Origin of the sequence: Pseudomonas mandelii (assembly GCF_002251635.1) — a bacterium.
Lineage (GTDB): Bacteria > Pseudomonadota > Gammaproteobacteria > Pseudomonadales > Pseudomonadaceae > Aquipseudomonas > Aquipseudomonas mandelii_B.
The window spans coordinates 1-16,366 of record NZ_NMOJ01000080.1 but is presented as its reverse complement, the minus strand read 5'-3'; the positions used below and the strand labels follow the sequence as shown (position 1 = coordinate 16,366).

Here is a 16,366-nt window from a genome sequence, read left to right as displayed (position 1 = left end):
TCTGCCAGGCGACAGTTAATGATGGGGTTGCGACTTGGGGTACCCCGTCGCAAGGTCACGCAAGGCGCGGGTTTCTCCGACTTTCGGCGGCTTGTGTGGTCCGGGCCTGCTGTGTATCTTGAGCAGCCTTTGGCCGTTTGGGCGGCCACGACCCTGTTTTTGAGATTGGCCCCACGAGGCGAATCCGTTGTCATCTCTATAAAAAATTGAGGAGCACATCGATGCGCGTCATTCTGCTGGGAGCTCCCGGGGCCGGTAAAGGTACTCAGGCAAAGTTCATCACTGAAAAATTCGGCATTCCACAAATCTCCACCGGCGACATGCTGCGCGCGGCCGTCAAGGCCGGCACCGAGCTGGGCCTGATCGCAAAAAGCGTGATGGACAGCGGCGGCCTGGTTTCCGATGACCTGATCATCAACCTGGTCAAGGAACGCATCAGCCAGGACGACTGCAAGAACGGTTTCCTGTTCGACGGCTTCCCACGCACCATTCCCCAGGCTGAAGCCCTGGTGAAGGCTGGCGTTGAGTTGGATGCCGTGGTTGAAATCGCGGTTGAAGACGAAGAAATCGTCCAGCGTATCGCCGGTCGTCGTGTTCACGAGGCCTCGGGCCGCGTGTACCACACCGTCTACAACCCGCCGAAGGTTGAAGGCAAGGACGATGTTACCGGCGAAGACCTGGTACAGCGTAAGGATGACACCGAAGAAACCGTGCGCCATCGTCTGTCGGTCTACCACGCCCAGACCGAGCCTCTGGTGAAGTTTTACCAGGAGCTGTCCGTCGCTCAAGGCAAACCGAAGTACAGCCACGTCGAAGGCATTGGCTCGGTTGAAGCGATCACCGGCAAGGTGCTTGAAGCGCTGAACTGAAAAGACTGATCCGCTTCATCTTCTACGGCCCGCTTGCGGGCCGTAGTTGTTTATACTGGCGCACTTTTTCTGACCTCTCTTACNNNTACACCGATGAGCACCCTGCTGGCCCTGGACACCGCGACTGAAGCTTGCTCTGTTGCCTTGCTGCACGATGGCAAGGTAACGAGCCACTACGAGGTGATCCCGCGCCTGCACGCGCAGAAGCTGTTGCCGATGATCAAGCAATTGCTGGAAGACGCCGGCACCACCCTGCAAGCGGTCGATGCCATCGCCTTCGGTCGTGGGCCGGGCGCATTCACTGGCGTGCGGATCGCCATTGGCGTGGTGCAGGGCCTGGCGTTTGCGCTGGATCGCCCGGTGTTGCCGGTCTCCAACCTGGCGGTACTGGCGCAACGGGCTTATCGCGAACACGGCGTCAGCCAGGTCGCGGCCGCCATCGATGCGCGCATGGATGAGGTGTATTGGGGTTGCTACCGCGAAACGGCGGGGGAGATGCGCCTGGTCGGCAATGAAGCGGTGTTGGCGCCGGAAGTGGCCGCATTGCCGGCTGATGCCAGTGGTGAATGGTTCGGCGCCGGCACGGGTTGGGGGTATGCCGAGCGCATCGCCGTCAATCTGAGCGGGCAGGACGCAGGCATGCTGCCACACGCCGAAGACCTGCTGACGCTGGCGCGGTTTGCCTGGGCGCGTGGTGAGGCGATTGTGGCGGATGAGGCTCAGCCGGTTTATCTGCGCGACAAAGTGGCGACGCCGAAAGCGCGTTGATCCCACCGCTTTTGTGGCGAGGGGGCTTGCCCCCTCGCCACAATCAGCCATCCAGGCGCAGCCAATCATCGANNTCGAAAGCGCGTTGATCCCACCGCTTTTGTGGCGAGGGGGCTTGCCCCCTCGCCACAATCAGCCATCCAGGCGCAGCCAATCATCGATTTATGCGTTCCGTTTTTAAACCTTTTCGTATTTCTGTGTTCTAGTTATCACTCGGCGGTTTGCGAAGTGGAATAGGTGCCACTAAACTGCCATTACTGATACCGGACATGTACTCATGCGTATAGACGGCGTTTCCTCCCAGTCCTACCCCATCAAGCGCAAGCCTCGCAAAGGCCCTGTGGCGGATGACGACTACGTCGATATCGACGGCGAACTGGAAATTCCGTCCGAAGAGCAAATGGCCGCCCGTGCCGCCAAGGCTTCCGCGCAACGCCTGAGCAATCTCCCGGCCCGTCAGCAAGACATGATGTTCCACCGTTCCATGAGCAAAAGCGTCGCCACCGCCCTGGCCAGCTACCTGACCACCGCCGGCTTTGTCGAATGGGATATGGAAGTGCTGGGTCTCGACCTGTACATCTGATGCGGCTGCCTTACTACCTCGGCTGCCCGTCCTGGAGTGAAAACGCCTGGCGTGATTATTTGTATCCGCCGGACGCCAAACCCGCTGAATTTCTGAATCTCTATTCCCAAGTATTCAACGCCGTAGAAGGCAATACGACCTTCTACGCGAGCCCGGCTGCCAGCACCGTGCAGCGATGGGCGGAGACCATGCCCGAACACTTTCGCTTCACCGCCAAGTTCCCCGGCGACATCAGCCACGGCGGTGACCTGCGCGAGCAACTGACCGCCGCCGACACCTTCTTGCAATTGCTCAGCCCTCTCGGTGAACGGGTTTCGCCCTTGTGGCTGCAGCTGTCGAAAAGCTTCACGCCGCACCGATTGCCGGAACTTGCCGGCTTCATCGATGCGCTTGAGCGACCGCTGGCCGTTGAAGTGCGGCATGACGAGTTCTTTGCCAAAGGCGATAGCGAACGAAGGCTCAATCGGCTGCTGCTGGATAGGGGCGTAGAACGCATCTGCCTTGATCCGCGAGCGCTGTTCAGCTGCACGTCGACTGATCCTTCGGTACTCCACGCCCAATCGAAAAAGCCCAAGGTGCCCCCGCGCCCGGCGGCGCTGACCCAGTTTCCCCAGGTGCGTTTCATCGGCCATCCGGAGCTTGAGGCCAACGATCCGTTCCTGGAACCGTGGGTGGAGAAAATCGCCGTGTGGATCGAAGAGGGCCGCACGCCCTACATCTTCCTGCACACTGCCGATAACTTGCTGGCGGCCAAACTGGCGCAACGTTTTCACGCAAAACTGATGGTGCGTTTGCCTGGCTTGCCGCCGTTGCCTGAGCTATACAGAGAGCCCGCCGCCGAGCAACTTGGCCTGCTCTGAGGCGGATTCGTCCCCCTTTCAGGAGCCTGCCAATGGATGCGCAAACCCTTCGAGCCCAGGCGTTCAAAGCACTGCACGAACGCGAGGGCGCTTTTGTCATTCCCAATCCGTGGGACGCCGGCTCGGCGAAGATGCTCGCCAGCCTGGGTTTCGAGGCGCTGGCGACCACCAGCGCCGGTTATGCCTTTTCCAATGCGCGCCCCGATGGCGGGTTGACGCTGGACGATACGCTGGCGAACGTGCGGGCGATTGTCGCGGCAACCGAGCTGCCGGTGGCGGTGGACCTGGAAAACGGTTTCGCGGACGACCCGGCTGAATGTGCACAGAGTATTTTGCAGGCCGCAGCGGCGGGCGCGGTCGGGGGCTCGATCGAAGATGCCACCGGTCGAGAAGACGCGCCGATCTACTGTTTCGAACATGCCGTGGCGCGCATTGAAGCCGCCGTCGCAGCGGCTCGCAGCCTGCCTTTCCCTTTTATGCTGACAGCCCGTGCCGAGAATTTTCTGCACGGCAATCCTGACCTGGCCGATACCATTCGCCGTTTGCAGGCGTTCGCCGAAGCGGGCGCCGACGTGTTGTACGCGCCGGGTCTGCGCAGCGCTGAAGACGTGTTGGCGGTGGTCCGCGCCGTGGCGCCGAAACCGGTCAACGTGTTGATGTCCGGCGGGCTCAAATTGACNGTNGNGCAGTTGAGCGAGATGGGCGTCAANCGCATCAGCGTCGGTTCGGCCCTGGCCCTGGCGGCCTACGGCGAGTTTTTCCGCGCGGCCGAAGAGATCAAGACGTCGGGCACCTTCGGGTTCACGTCACGGTCCATGCCATACGCCAAGGCCAATCAATTGTTCAAAGGCTGACGATGCGGTTTCGGTGGTGGCTGTTGTTGATGTTGTTGATGATCGGTGCGGCGGGCGTGAGCGTCTGGCGCGGCTGGATCTCGCTGCCACCCCAGTGGAACCCTTGGGCGCCGCTGGACGTGAAGGCCGAGCCGAACTTTCTGACGCGCTACAAGCTGATGCGCCTGCGCGATGATCCGCAATTGTGTGATCAGGCCTTGAGCAGCTCCGGTTTACGCGTTGTGCGTCAGGCCGACAGCCCCGGCGCGACGTGCCCATTGATCAACACCTTGCGAGTCCAAGGCGGCGATGTCGCGCTGAGTAGCAGCTTTCTCGCCAGTTGCCGTTTGGCGGTGTCGTTTGCCCTGTTCGAACACCACGCCCTGCAACCCGCCGCGCAAGCGGTGTATGGGCAGCCCGTCAGCCGGGTCGATCATCTCGGCAGTTTCGCCTGCCGCAATGTCTACGGTCGCGAAAGCGGCAGACGAAGCCAGCACGCCAGTGCCGATGCGCTGGACATCGCCGGTTTCCGTCTGGCGGATGGTCGCTCCATCAGCGTGCTCAAGGACTGGCCCAAGGATAATCAGGACGCACGGTTTCTACGTCAGGTCCGCGATGGCGCCTGTGGCTTGTTTAGTGTGGTGTTGAGCCCGGACTACAATGCCGCCCATCGCAATCACTTTCATGTCGATGTCGGGCCGTGGTGGGTGTGTCGCTGAGGGCTTTTTGTTGAAGGTCAGGCGGCGATGCGCAGGTTTTGCAGGACGATCGGGCGAGCCCAGCCGGTATCGAAATCGAAGTGTTTTTGTTGCTCGACCAATTCTTCAGGGGAGAACGGCGGGAACGGTTTGTCCAGCAGGTCCATTTCGAATTCGGCGATCGGCAAGTGCAGTGGACGCGGTTGTGGCGCCGGGCCGGCTTCTGGCACAGGCTGGCCGGCGGTGAGCACGATTGGACGCACCCAGCCACTTTCGAAGTCTTGCTGCTTCTGCTGGGCGACGATTTCTTCAGCCGGGAAAGGCGGGAAAGGCTTGTCGGCCAGGTCCATTTCGAACTCGGCAATCGGCAGGAACAGCGGCTCGGGTGGTTTGACTTCGGTTTCTTTCACATCGCATTCGCGCTGGCTGACGATGTGCGCCAGCAGTTCGCTGCCGACGGTCGGCTCCACCGGGCTTTCGAGATCAACCGGAGGAAACGTGCCACACGCCGGCACCACATCGGTCGACTGTTCGGCCAGGGCCTGGGCAAAAAAATCCTGCCACAGGTGACTGACGCCGCTCAGTGCCTGGGAATTTCGCAGGCCATAATCGCCATGACGCGATATGTAGCCTACGGATGTGGATTGAATGCCTGACATTTTTCTCGGTCGACGCTCAGCTCTGGCAAAATGCTCGTTAGTTTTGTTATCGGCCGTTTTTGCCGATCATTAATTTTTTGAGCGTGTTTTCCCATGATTGAGCAACCTGCGGCCTGCCGCATCCATGTCGAGGCCTCAGCCCCGGCGTTTCAGCCACAAGCCGAGCAGTGGGCCGAGCGCCTGGGCTTGCCTTTGCACGTGGATGACGGTGAGTTTGCCTTGCAGGTGGGCGAACAGGGTNTGCAGCTCCAACAGCTTGGGCCTGACGCACCGGGGCCGGTGCGCGTGGACTTTGTCGAAGGCGGCGCAGCTCACCGGCGTTTATACGGCGGTGGCAGCGGGCAGATGATCGCCAAGGCGGTCGGCGTTGCTCAGGGTGTGCGCCCGCGCGTGCTGGATGCCACGGCAGGTTTGGGCAAGGACGCGTTCGTGCTGGCCAGCCTGGGCTGCGAGATGAGCCTGATCGAGCGTCAGCCACTGATTGGCGCTCTGCTCGAGGATGGACTGGCCCGTGGCGCGGAGGATTTTGACGTGGCACCGATCGTGGCGCGGATGAAGTTGCTCAAGGGCAACTCAATCGAGGTCATGCGCAACTGGGAAGGCGAGCCACCGCAAGTGATCTACCTCGACCCGATGTTTCCGCACCGTGAGAAAACCGCCCTGGTGAAGAAGGAAATGCGCCTGTTCCGGCCACTGGTAGGCGATGACCCGGATGCGCCCGCCTTGCTGGCCGCCGCCTTGGCGTTGGCCAGCCACCGCGTGGTGGTCAAGCGCCCGCGCAAGGCGCCGTGTATTGCGGGGCCCAAGCCGAGTCATGCGCTGGACGGGAAATCCAGTCGGTATGATATTTATCCGAAGAAAGCACTGAAACCCTGAGACCGAGTCGCTCCCATCGCGAGCAAGCTCGCTCCCACAGGGTCAACGGAGATCCTGTAGGAGCGAGGCTTGCCCGCGGGCGCCAGACCAGACAATCAAAACCTATCAGGCTGTCTCAGGCCTGTAAGCCCGCATAAACAACCCCACCACTTCCCGCACATGCTCCTCGGCCGCATCGCCCGTCACCGGTTCGCCGCAGCCATACAGCAAGCGGAAATTCCCCGCGCCCTTGAGCAGGCAGAAGAAATGCTCGGCGGCATTGCGCGGTTTATCGATGCTCAACGCGCCGCTCTGATCAACCTTGGTCAGCAACCGCTCCATGCCATGCAACATGCGCTGCGGCCCTGCCTCGAAGAAGATCAGTGAGAGTTTCGGGTCCTGGCTGCCCAGGGCCATCATCAGCCGATGCAGGTTCACCGATTCGTCGCTGTTGATCAGTTGGTGAAAGCCGCGTGCGATGTTCAGCAGCACCGATTCCACCGAAATGCCGTCCGGCAACTCGAAAAACAGTGTGGGCAACTGCTCTTCGCACTTGGCCATCACTGCAGCGGAGAACAGCGTCTCCTTGTCGTTGAAATGGCTGTAGACCGTCAGTTTTGATACGCCGGCCTCCAGGGCCACGGCATCCATGCTGGTGCTGGCGTAGCCATTGCTCAAAAACAGAATTTTAGCTGCTTCGAGGATGGCCTGGCGCTTGGCCAGATCCTTGGGGCGGCCCGGGCCGTTGGGTGCTGAAAGATTGTTCGACATTCTTCGCTTTAATACTGGACTGGTGAGTTTGCTATTAATAACATACTCGCCAGTATAATTATTCCAAGCACCATTAGCGAAAGGTCCTTCACCATGTTCCGCTATGCCTTGCCCCTCGCGTTGCCAGTCAGTCTGGCGTTTTTATTGTCTGCGTGTGGCCACGAAGAGGCGCCGAAAGCCACTGTCCGCCCGGCCATGGTGGTGCAGCCAGAGCCTTCGGCTCAGGCAATGGAAAGTTATCCGGGTGAAGTGCGGGCTCGCTATGAGCCGGACCTGGCGTTTCGCATCGGCGGCAAGGTCAGCCGACGACTGGTGGAAGAGGGGCAGCGGGTCAAGGCCGACCAACCATTGGCCGAACTCGATCCTCAGGACGTGCGCCTGCAACTGGAAGCCACGCGTGCCCAGGTTGCCGCCGCTGAGGCCAACCTGAGCCTGGTGCGCGCCGAGCGTGACCGCTACAAGACCCTGATGGACCGTCAGATGGTCAGCCGCTCGCAGTACGACAATTCCGAAAACCTTTACCGATCCGGTGAAGCGCGCCTGAAGCAGATAAAGGCCGAATTCGATGTATCGAGCAACCAGGCTGGCTATGCGGTGCTGCGCGCCCCACAGGAGGGTGTCGTCGCCAAGCGCGCGGTGGAAGTCGGCCAAGTGGTGTCCGCCGGCCAAACCGTGTTTACCCTCGCCACCGATGGCGAGCGTGAAGTGTTGATCAGCTTGCCGGAGCAGAGCTTCGGCCGCTTCAAGGTCGGTCAGCCGGTCTCGGTCGAACTCTGGACTCAGCCCGATCAGCGTTTTGCCGGGCGCATCCGTGAGCTGTCGCCGGCTGCCGATCCAAAGTCCCGCACCTTTGCTGCCCGGATTTCATTCACCGGCGGCAAGGTTCCGGCCGAACTCGGCCAGAGCGCCCGGGTATTCGTCCAGACAACTGATGTGATACCGCTGTCCGTACCGTTGTCGGCGCTGACGGCGGAAAACGGCGCGACCTACGTTTGGGTCGTCAGTGCCAACAATACCTTGAAGAAAACCCCGGTCCGGGTCGGTGCCTTCGGCGAAAAAACCGTTCCGGTACTCGAAGGCCTGAATGCCAGCGACTGGGTGGTGGCCGCTGGCGTTCATGTGCTTCATGAGGGCCAGCAAGTGCGCCCGGTGGATCGCTCCAACCGAGTTGTGAATCTGGCGGCCAAGGAGTAGTCCCCGATGGGTTTCAATCTTTCCGAATGGGCGTTGCGTAATCGCCAGATCGTACTGTTCCTGATGATCCTGCTGGCTGTGGTCGGCACTCTGTCCTACACCAAGCTGGGGCAAAGCGAAGACCCACCGTTCACGTTCAAGGCCATGGTGATCNAGACCAATTGGCCCGGGGCCACCGCCCAGGAAGTCTCGCGCCAGGTCACCGAGCGTATCGAGAANAAACTGATGGAAACCGGCGAATACGAACGCATCGTGTCGTTCTCGCGCCCCGGCGAATCCCAGGTGACGTTCATTGCCCGGGACTCCCTGCATTCGGTGCAAATACCGGACCTNTGGTACCAGGTGCGCAAGAAGATCAGTGACATTCGCCAGACCTTGCCGCCGGACATCCAGGGGCCGTTTTTCAACGATGAGTTCGGCACCACCTTCGGCAATATCTACGCGCTGACCGGCGATGGCTTCGACTACGCCGTGCTCAAGGACTACGCCGATCGCATCCAGATTCAACTGCAGCGTGTGCCGGATGTGGGCAAGGTCGAGCTGCTTGGGCTGCAGGACGAGAAAATCTGGATCGAGCTGTCCAACCTCAAACTGGCCACCCTAGGGTTGCCATTGGCCGCCGTGCAGCAGGCGCTTGAAGAGCAGAACGCGGTATCCACCGCCGGGTTCTTTGAAACCACCAGCGAGCGATTGCAGCTACGGGTCTCGGGAAATTTTCAGACAGTCGATGAGATCAAGAACTTCCCGATCCGCGTCGGTGATCGCACCTTCCGCATCTCCGATGTGGCCGACGTGCGTCGCGGCTTCAACGATCCGCCAGCGCCGCGCATGCGCTTCATGGCGGAGAGCGCCATCGGTCTGGCCGTGGCGATGAAGGACGGCGGCGATATTCTGGTGTTGGGCAAGGCGCTGGAAGTCGAGTTTGACCGTATCCAGAAAAACCTTCCGGCCGGCATGCAGCTGCGCAAGGTTTCCGATCAGCCCGCAGCGGTGAAAACCGGCGTCGGCGAGTTCGTCCAGGTGTTGGTGGAAGCCCTGGCGATTGTGTTGCTGGTGAGCTTTTTCTCACTTGGGGTGCGCACCGGTATGGTCGTGGCCCTGGCGATTCCGCTGGTGCTGGCGATGACCTTTGCAACCATGTATTACCTCGGTATCGGCCTGCACAAAATCTCCCTCGGTGCGTTGGTGCTGGCCTTGGGGTTGCTGGTCGACGACGCCATCATCGCCGTGGAAATGATGGCGATCAAAATGGAGCAGGGTTACGACCGGATCAAGGCCGCCAGCTTTGCCTGGACCAGCACCGCGTTCCCCATGCTGACTGGCACGTTGATCACGGCGGCGGGCTTCCTGCCGATTGCCACCGCACAATCGGGCACCGGCGAATACACCCGTTCGATCTTCCAGGTGGTGACCATTGCGTTGCTGGCTTCATGGATTGCGGCGGTGGTGTTTGTGCCGTACCTGGGGGAAAAACTCCTGCCTGACCTGGCGAAGATTCATGCCGCCAAACATGGCACGGGTCAGCCCGACCCGTATGGCACGCCGTTCTATCAGCGGGTCAGACGCTTGGTGGAGTGGTGCGTGCGCTGGCGTAAAACCGTCATCGTGCTGACCGTGGTGTTGTTCATCGGCTCCATCGTGTTGTTCCGTTTTGTGCCGCAACAATTCTTCCCGGCCTCGGGTCGACTCGAGTTGATGGTCGATCTGAAACTCGCGGAAGGCGCTTCCCTGAGCAACACTGCCGACCAGGTCAAACGCCTGGAAGCCTTGCTCAAGGAGCATGCAGGCATCGAAAACTATGTGGCCTACGTCGGCACCGGTTCGCCGCGTTTCTATCTGCCCCTGGACCAGCAACTGCCGGCTGCAAGCTTCGCGCAATTTGTGGTGCTGGCCAAAACCATCGAAGAGCGCGAAAGCCTGCGCACCTGGCTGATCGAAACCCTTAACGAGCAATTCCCCGAACTGCGCTCGCGGGTCACGCGCCTGGAGAACGGCCCGCCCGTGGGCTATCCGGTGCAGTTTCGTGTGACCGGCGAACACATCGAAGAAGTCCGCGCCTTGGCCCGCAAAGTGGCGGCAAGGGTGCGCGAAAATACCCATGTGGTTAACGTGCACCTGGACTGGGAAGAACCGAGCAANGTGGTTTACCTGAACGTCGATCAGGACCGCGCCCGGGCGTTGGGCGTGAGCACGGCGAACCTGTCGAAGTTCCTGCAAAGCTCTTTGACCGGGTCCAGTGTCAGCCAGTACCGCGAAGACAACGAGTTGATCGAGATCCTGCTGCGCGGCACCGTGCATGAGCGCACTGAGTTGTCGTTGCTGCCGAGCCTGGCGGTGCCGACCGACAATGGCAAAAGCGTGGCGCTGTCGCAGATTGCCACCCTCGAATACGGCTTCGAAGAGGGCATTATCTGGCATCGTAACCGCCTGCCGACTGTCACCGTGCGCGCCGACATCTACGGCAAGGAACAACCGGCGACGCTGGTGCAGCAGATCATGCCGACCCTCGACCCGATACGCGCCGAACTGCCGGACGGTTACTTGCTGGATGTCGGTGGCACGGTGGAAGACTCNGCCCGTGGCCAGAACTCGGTCAAGGCCGGTGTGCCTCTGTTCATTGTGGTGGTGCTGACTCTGCTGATGCTGCAACTGCGCAGTTTCTCACGCACTGCGATGGTGTTCCTGACTGCACCGCTGGGCTTGATTGGCGTGACGCTGTTCTTGATGGTGTTTCGTCAGCCGTTCGGTTTTGTCGCGATGCTCGGGACCATCGCACTGTCCGGGATGATCATGCGTAACTCGGTAATTCTGGTAGATCAGATCGAGCAGGACATCGCCGCCGGGCTCAAACCGTGGCAAGCAATCATCGAAGCCACGGTGCGACGCTTCCGACCAATTGTGCTGACAGCCCTGGCGGCGGTGCTGGCGATGATTCCGCTGTCACGCAGCGTGTTCTTTGGGCCAATGGCGGTAGCGATCATGGGCGGGTTGATCGTGGCGACGGCGCTGACGCTGCTGTTTTTGCCGGCGTTGTATGCGGCGTGGTTCAGGATCAAGAAAGAGTCGGTGTAATCTCGGCGGCCTTCGGGCCGCCCGCTTTCTTGCTGACGTTCACCGCTCTAAATTGTGGGAGGGAGCCTGCTCGCGATGGCGTCGTGTCAGGCAATACATTTCGCAAATCCCTTGTTCACGGGACGGTCGGACCCGGTGTTTGATCTGTTGGCGCAGTCGCCCCACAAAGAGCGCCTCACGGACTATCTCGCCTTACTCAAGCCGCTGGATGACCAAGGGCGTTACCTGCCATTCCACGAATTACGCTACCGCTGGGCGCCAGGAATGGATTCGAGTCTGTGCTGGGCGTTGGTGAAGAAAGCCCGGACCGCACAGTATTCAAGTCTCCTGCCATTGGGCGAGCCCGTTCAGTGGGGCAACTTCGTACTGACCCCGCTAGCGCAAAAAGCCATTTCGGCGGTAGACCGACAAGCCACGACAGCCGCGTTGGAATACATGACCAGCCGGATCGGTGAGCATGCGCATTTCAGTTATCTGCTCAACGATCTGATTGAAGATGAGGCCATCAGTAGCAGTCAGCTCGAAGGCGCGGCTACCACCACGCGTGTGGCCAAGGACATGCTTAAGCGCAAAAGGCTGCCGCGCACACCGGATGAGCGAATGGTGGTGGGCAATTACAAGATGATGAATTTCGCCTGGGAACGGCGCTACGACCCCCTGAGCGTACAGCTGATAATGGCGATGCACCGCGTCGGTGTCGAGGGGATTGACGATGCACAGTATTCGCCCGGGGAATTCAGGGCCAACGACGATGTGGTGGTGCAGGACGGGGAGGGAAACACCGTTCATACGCCGCCACCTGCAGTGGGTCTGGTTTCGCGACTGCGTACATTGTCGGAATGGATCAACCAGTCACACGACGATCCCGAGCGGACGGACTATCTGCATCCAATGATTAAAGGCATCGCGCTGCACTTTGCCCTGGGTTATGAGCATCCTTTCCGTGACGGCAATGGCCGGGTCGCGCGGGCGCTGTTCTACTGGTTCATGTTCAAGAATGATTTTTCTGCATTCCGCTACATAGCGATCAGTATTTTGCTGCGCAATGCGCCGGTGAAATATGGGCGATCCTATTTGAATACCGAGGCGGATGATTTGGACCTGACTTATTTCATCGATTTTCAGTGTTCCGTGATTCTGCGTGCTGTCAGTGGTTTTACTGAGGCCTATCGGAAAAGTCTGGCGTATACGGAACGCTTTGATCGCTGGCTGACAGAGTCTGGTTTTTTCGATCGACTGACCGAGAAGCAACGTGCCGTTTACCAAGTAGCCAAGAGTGGGATGGCCAAAGAGTTTACGGCGGTCAATGTGAAGGAAAATCTGGACTGCTCGTACAACACGGCATCAGCCACGTTGAACGGGTTGGTGGAGTTGAATGTGTTTGAGAAGATCTGGATCAGGTTGATCCGCACCAGTAGCGCAAACGGAAAAAGCCCACTGACCTGTAAAGACCAGTGGGCTTTTTTGCGAGTTTCAATTGCCTGGAATTAAAGCGTACCAAACACTTTCTTCGCCAGACTCGTCGCCGCAGCCGCCGGATTCTGGCGAATGGTTTCTTCCTGCTGCGCAATCATTTTGAACAAGCCGTCCAGCGCCTGCTCGGTCACGTAGCTTTCGATGTTGGCGTTCTTGGTATCCAGCACGCCCATGGTCGCTGCCTGGCCAGCGAAGGTGTTGTATTGCTTGGCCAGGCCGACCTGGTCGGTGGCTTGCTTGACGATCGGCAGGAACTTCAGGCGAATCTGTTCGCGGCTGGTTTTGCTCAGGTACTGGGTTGCCGAGTCGTTACCGCCGCTGAGAATCCCTTTGGCGTCTTCGACGCTCATCTTCTTCACGGCATCGACCAGGATCGGCTGCGCCTGGGTCACGGCAGTTTCAGCCGCCTTGTTCATGCTGGTTTCCAGCTGTGTGACTTGATCACCCATGCCGAACATCTTCAGCTTGTCGGCCACTTTGCCCAGTTTGCCCGGCAGTTCGATTTTCACGTCCGGGTTGTTGCTGAAGCCGCCCGGCGTGCCGAGTTGTTTGACGGCCAGTTGCGCGCCTTGGGTCAGGGCATCCTTGAGGCCACCGGTAGCATCTTTTTGCGAAAGGTCATTGAGCGACAGCGCCAGTGCGCTGGCGGAGATCATCAAGCCTGCGCAGAGGCCGGCGAAACGAAGGGTAGGGCGAAACATGGCAGCTTCCTTGTACGAAAGAGGAGTTTAGCGAACGGCGTCGACGCGGATTTTTAGTGGCTGCGGATCGCTGCCATCAAGTTGTACGGCGTGGTGTTCGGTGGTGATGAACATCAGCTTGCCGTCGACTTCGATGCGCGCACTGACGGAATAGCGATGGCCGGGTTTGACCTGGGCCGGATCGTAACTCAGATGAAACGGCAGTGGCACCTGGCCTTTTACCGGGCCTTTCTGTTCGGCGAGGGTCACGGCCGGGGCGTCCATCAAGGACACGTCCTGCAGGCTGACGCTCAAGGTGGCGGCGGGCGGCAGGGCAATGCGTTGCAGGTAGAAGACTTCGCCATCGAGGCTGGTTTTCGCGGCAGGTTGCAGGGTTTGGCAGGCACTGAGCAAAGCAGCCAGTCCCAGAAACGAATGTTTTTTCATGAATTGAATTGACAGATTATAAGAACATCCTTGTTCCTATAGTCATTGTCAGGAAGTTACCGCCGACTCCAACTAAGCCTGGTCCGCTGCATCTTCACTTCGATGCAACGCCACCTGACGGATCGATAAACGAATCTCCGCCGGCAACACCCGTTTGGCCGCGCCTTCTGCCAGTTCGCCCAGCAGTTCGTGATAACTCAGCTTGCCGGCTTCGTCGCGCTTGAGCACGTCGAGATCCAGCAGGGTCTGGATGAAATGTCGGAAAAGGCTCTTGTCGAAAAACTCCGGGGCATTGAGGCCATGCAGGATCGACAGGCGCTGGGCCATGATCGTGCACAGGTCTTCCAGCTCCTCGGCGCTGATGCTGTTCTGGCCGCTGTTGAGCAGCAGCGAGATCGCCATGTAGAAGCGTTGCAGTGTCTGGGCGATGCTCTTCGACAACAACGTCAGCAACACAAAGTGCCGCGAGCTTGGCGCCGGGCGCAGGTAGACATCGTTCTCGAAACGCAGCAGACCTTGCTCGACGAACGCTTCGAGCCATTGATCGATCACGCCATCCAGTTCGTCCAGCGTCCAGCGAATGAACAGCTCTGATTGCAGGTACGGATACAGCGCCCGGGTGTAGCGCAGGATCTGTTCGCGGCTCATGCGCGAGGCGCTCTGGAAGAAGCTTGCCAGCAGTGCGGGCAGGGCGAAGATGTGCAGTACGTTGTTGCGGTAATAGGTCATCAGGACGGCATTCTGCTCGTCCAGGTACAGGATCTTGCCCAGGGCGTCACTTTGCTCGGACAACAGGTCCATGTCCTTGACGTGCTTGATCAACGCCCGGCCGTCACCGTCCGGCAGCGTGGTATGCGGCGAGTACGGGACCTTGCGCAACAGCGCCAGATACAAATCAAGCACGCGCGCCATGGCGCGATCATCCAGCGCCAGGCGGGTGGTGGACAGCAGCGCCAGGGCCACCAGATTCACCGGGTTGACTGCGGCGGCTTCGTTCAAGTGGCGCGCCACCTGCTCACCGAGGCGGTTGGTGGTTTCGTTGAGCCAGGCGGGTTTGTAGTTCGGGCCGAGTTCCTGTTTGCGCCAGTCTGGCTGTTCGCTGTCGAGGAACTCGGCCAGCTTGATCGGTTCGCCGAAATTGACCGCGACTTGGCCAAAGCGCTGCTTGAGCGCGCCGACCACTTTGAAAATATCAAAGATCGATTCTTTCTTCTTGCTCGCGCCACGCAGCTCGCCGAGGTAAGTGCGGCCTTCCAGCACACGCTCATAGCCGATATACACCGGCACAAACACGATCGGCATGCGCGAAGAGCGCAGGAAGCTGCGCAGGGTGATTGCCAGCATTCCGGTTTTCGGTTGCAGCATGCGCCCGGTGCGCGAGCGCCCGCCTTCCACGAAGTACTCCACCGGGAAACCCTTGGTGAACAGCGTGTGCAGGTATTCGTTGAACACCGAGGTATACAGCGGGTTGCCCTTGAAGGTGCGGCGCATGAAAAACGCACCGCCACGGCGCAGCAGGCTGCCGATCACCGGCATGTTCAGGTTGATGCCGGCGGCGATGTGCGGCGGGGTCAGGCCATTCTTGAACAGCAGGTACGAGAGCAGCAGGTAGTCGATATGGCTACGGTGGCAAGGCACGTAGATCACCTCATAACCCTGGGCAACCTTTTGCACACCCTCGATGTTATTGACCTTGATGCCGTCGTAGATCTTGTTCCAGAACCAGCTCAGTACCACTTCGAGAAAGCGGATCGCGGTGTAGGTGTAGTCCGAGGCGATCTCGTTGCCGTAGCGCAGGGCCTGGGCCTTGGCTTTCTCCGGGGAGATGTTCTCGCGCTCGGCTTCGTCGAGGATCGCTTGCTTGACCAGCGGCTGGTTGAGCAAGCCCTTGACCAGGTTGCGGCGGTGGGAAATGTCCGGGCCGATCACTGCGGCTTTCAGGTTGCGGAAGTGCACCCGCAGGATCCGCTGGGCCATGCGCACCGTGCGCTCGTGGCCTTTGTTGTGGTCGATCAGCTCGCGCAAATGAATCGGCGCCGAGAACTGCACGCGGGTTTTGCGCCCCAGCACAATGATGCTCAGCAATCGACGCAGGCGTCCGGTCACGGCCCAACTGTCAGCGAAGAGCAATTTCCACGGGCTCGATTCACTATCGGGCGATTGGCCCCAAAACACGCTGACCGGAATGATCTGCGCGTCTTCGGCGGCGTTCTGGCTCAGGGCGCTGACCAGGCGGGTCAGGGCGGGCGGCGCACCACGTTTGTCCTGACGGCCGAGCCAGTCGGGCTCCGGCGTCAGGTAGAAAAATGCAGCGGGTTCCACCAGGTTACCCACCGACACAGGCAGCACCGGACGGGGCAGGCCAGCCTTGCTGCATTCGGTGTCGACCACGGCAAGGTCGGTCAGCGAAGGGTATTGCAGGACGTAGAACACCGGCCGGCTGCGGTCGAGGTTAAGGGTTAGGGACGACTGGTTGATCGTCTCGGAGCGAACCCAGAGGTACAACAGTCGGCGCAAGGTGCCAAACACAAGACGGCGGAACGGGGAACGGGTCATACGGCTTCTGCGTGAGTGAGTAAAACCAAGCAATTGCTCGGGCGG

The 16,366-nt window shown here is 59.9% G+C and carries 15 protein-coding genes; 10 read left to right on the top strand and 5 right to left on the bottom strand.

Annotated features, from left to right (window positions below):
* Nucleotides 1–221 precede the first annotated feature (221 nt).
* The 6 genes from adk (at nucleotide 222) to B7L09_RS11490 (ending at nucleotide 4,632) form a co-directional block, all read left to right on the top strand.
* Nucleotides 222–869: an adenylate kinase gene (gene adk / locus B7L09_RS11515; RefSeq protein WP_094468903.1), complete on the top strand. Its 648-nt coding sequence runs from the start codon at nucleotides 222–224 to the stop codon at nucleotides 867–869.
* A gap of 93 nt (nucleotides 870–962) precedes the next feature.
* Nucleotides 963–1,637 carry a tRNA (adenosine(37)-N6)-threonylcarbamoyltransferase complex dimerization subunit type 1 TsaB gene (tsaB, locus tag B7L09_RS11510; protein ID WP_094468902.1) on the top strand — a complete coding sequence of 225 codons (675 nt, stop codon included), beginning with the start codon at nucleotides 963–965 and terminating at the stop codon, nucleotides 1,635–1,637.
* A 277-nt stretch (nucleotides 1,638–1,914) separates the two neighbouring features.
* Nucleotides 1,915–2,220: a hypothetical protein gene (locus tag B7L09_RS11505; protein WP_094468901.1), complete on the top strand. Its 306-nt coding sequence runs from the start codon at nucleotides 1,915–1,917 to the stop codon at nucleotides 2,218–2,220.
* Nucleotides 2,220–3,080, top strand: coding sequence for a DUF72 domain-containing protein (locus B7L09_RS11500; protein WP_094468900.1), 861 nt, complete (start codon nucleotides 2,220–2,222; stop codon nucleotides 3,078–3,080). The genes B7L09_RS11505 and B7L09_RS11500 overlap by 1 nt, the downstream gene beginning before the upstream one ends.
* A gap of 32 nt (nucleotides 3,081–3,112) precedes the next feature.
* Nucleotides 3,113–3,934: an isocitrate lyase/PEP mutase family protein gene (locus tag B7L09_RS11495; protein WP_094468899.1), complete on the top strand. Its 822-nt coding sequence runs from the start codon at nucleotides 3,113–3,115 to the stop codon at nucleotides 3,932–3,934.
* Nucleotides 3,935–3,936: 2 nt separating this feature from the next.
* Complete coding sequence (locus B7L09_RS11490) at nucleotides 3,937–4,632, top strand: extensin-like domain-containing protein (RefSeq protein WP_094468898.1); 696 nt, start codon at nucleotides 3,937–3,939, stop codon at nucleotides 4,630–4,632.
* A gap of 17 nt (nucleotides 4,633–4,649) precedes the next feature.
* Here B7L09_RS11490 and B7L09_RS11485 read toward each other — a convergent pair whose 3' ends face one another.
* The gene (locus B7L09_RS11485) at nucleotides 4,650–5,270 is read right to left on the bottom strand and encodes an energy transducer TonB (protein ID WP_094468897.1); all 621 of its coding nucleotides are present in this window, start codon (nucleotides 5,268–5,270) and stop codon (nucleotides 4,650–4,652) included.
* Between the two features lie 93 nt (nucleotides 5,271–5,363).
* On the opposite strand from B7L09_RS11485, the gene B7L09_RS11480 reads away from it, so the two are divergent.
* Entirely contained in the window at nucleotides 5,364–6,146 is a 783-nt protein-coding gene (locus tag B7L09_RS11480; RefSeq protein ID WP_094468896.1) for a class I SAM-dependent methyltransferase, read from the top strand.
* A 105-nt stretch (nucleotides 6,147–6,251) separates the two neighbouring features.
* Here B7L09_RS11480 and B7L09_RS11475 read toward each other — a convergent pair whose 3' ends face one another.
* Nucleotides 6,252–6,896 (bottom strand): TetR/AcrR family transcriptional regulator, encoded by a 645-nt coding sequence (locus tag B7L09_RS11475; protein ID WP_094468895.1) that lies wholly within the window; start codon nucleotides 6,894–6,896, stop codon nucleotides 6,252–6,254.
* A 93-nt stretch (nucleotides 6,897–6,989) separates the two neighbouring features.
* Between B7L09_RS11475 and B7L09_RS11470 the strand changes: the two genes are divergently transcribed.
* The 3 genes from B7L09_RS11470 (at nucleotide 6,990) to B7L09_RS11460 (ending at nucleotide 12,653) form a co-directional block, all read left to right on the top strand.
* The gene (locus B7L09_RS11470; protein WP_094468894.1) at nucleotides 6,990–8,090 is read left to right on the top strand and encodes an efflux RND transporter periplasmic adaptor subunit; all 1,101 of its coding nucleotides are present in this window, start codon (nucleotides 6,990–6,992) and stop codon (nucleotides 8,088–8,090) included.
* A 6-nt stretch (nucleotides 8,091–8,096) separates the two neighbouring features.
* A complete protein-coding gene (locus tag B7L09_RS11465; protein WP_094468893.1) occupies nucleotides 8,097–11,162 on the top strand; it encodes an efflux RND transporter permease subunit in 3,066 nt (1,021 codons plus the stop codon).
* A 75-nt stretch (nucleotides 11,163–11,237) separates the two neighbouring features.
* Nucleotides 11,238–12,653: a Fic family protein gene (locus tag B7L09_RS11460; protein WP_255141873.1), complete on the top strand. Its 1,416-nt coding sequence runs from the start codon at nucleotides 11,238–11,240 to the stop codon at nucleotides 12,651–12,653.
* On the opposite strand, the gene B7L09_RS11455 is transcribed toward B7L09_RS11460, so the two are convergent.
* From B7L09_RS11455 to plsB, 3 genes are all read right to left on the bottom strand, one after another.
* The gene (locus B7L09_RS11455; RefSeq protein WP_094468892.1) at nucleotides 12,650–13,339 is read right to left on the bottom strand and encodes a DUF4197 domain-containing protein; all 690 of its coding nucleotides are present in this window, start codon (nucleotides 13,337–13,339) and stop codon (nucleotides 12,650–12,652) included. The two genes, B7L09_RS11460 and B7L09_RS11455, sit on opposite strands and share 4 nt — an antisense overlap.
* Before the next feature lie 27 nt (nucleotides 13,340–13,366).
* Nucleotides 13,367–13,765 (bottom strand): YbaY family lipoprotein, encoded by a 399-nt coding sequence (locus tag B7L09_RS11450; RefSeq protein ID WP_094468891.1) that lies wholly within the window; start codon nucleotides 13,763–13,765, stop codon nucleotides 13,367–13,369.
* A gap of 72 nt (nucleotides 13,766–13,837) precedes the next feature.
* Nucleotides 13,838–16,321: a glycerol-3-phosphate 1-O-acyltransferase PlsB gene (gene plsB, locus B7L09_RS11445; RefSeq protein ID WP_094468890.1), complete on the bottom strand. Its 2,484-nt coding sequence runs from the start codon at nucleotides 16,319–16,321 to the stop codon at nucleotides 13,838–13,840.
* Nucleotides 16,322–16,366 lie beyond the last annotated feature (45 nt).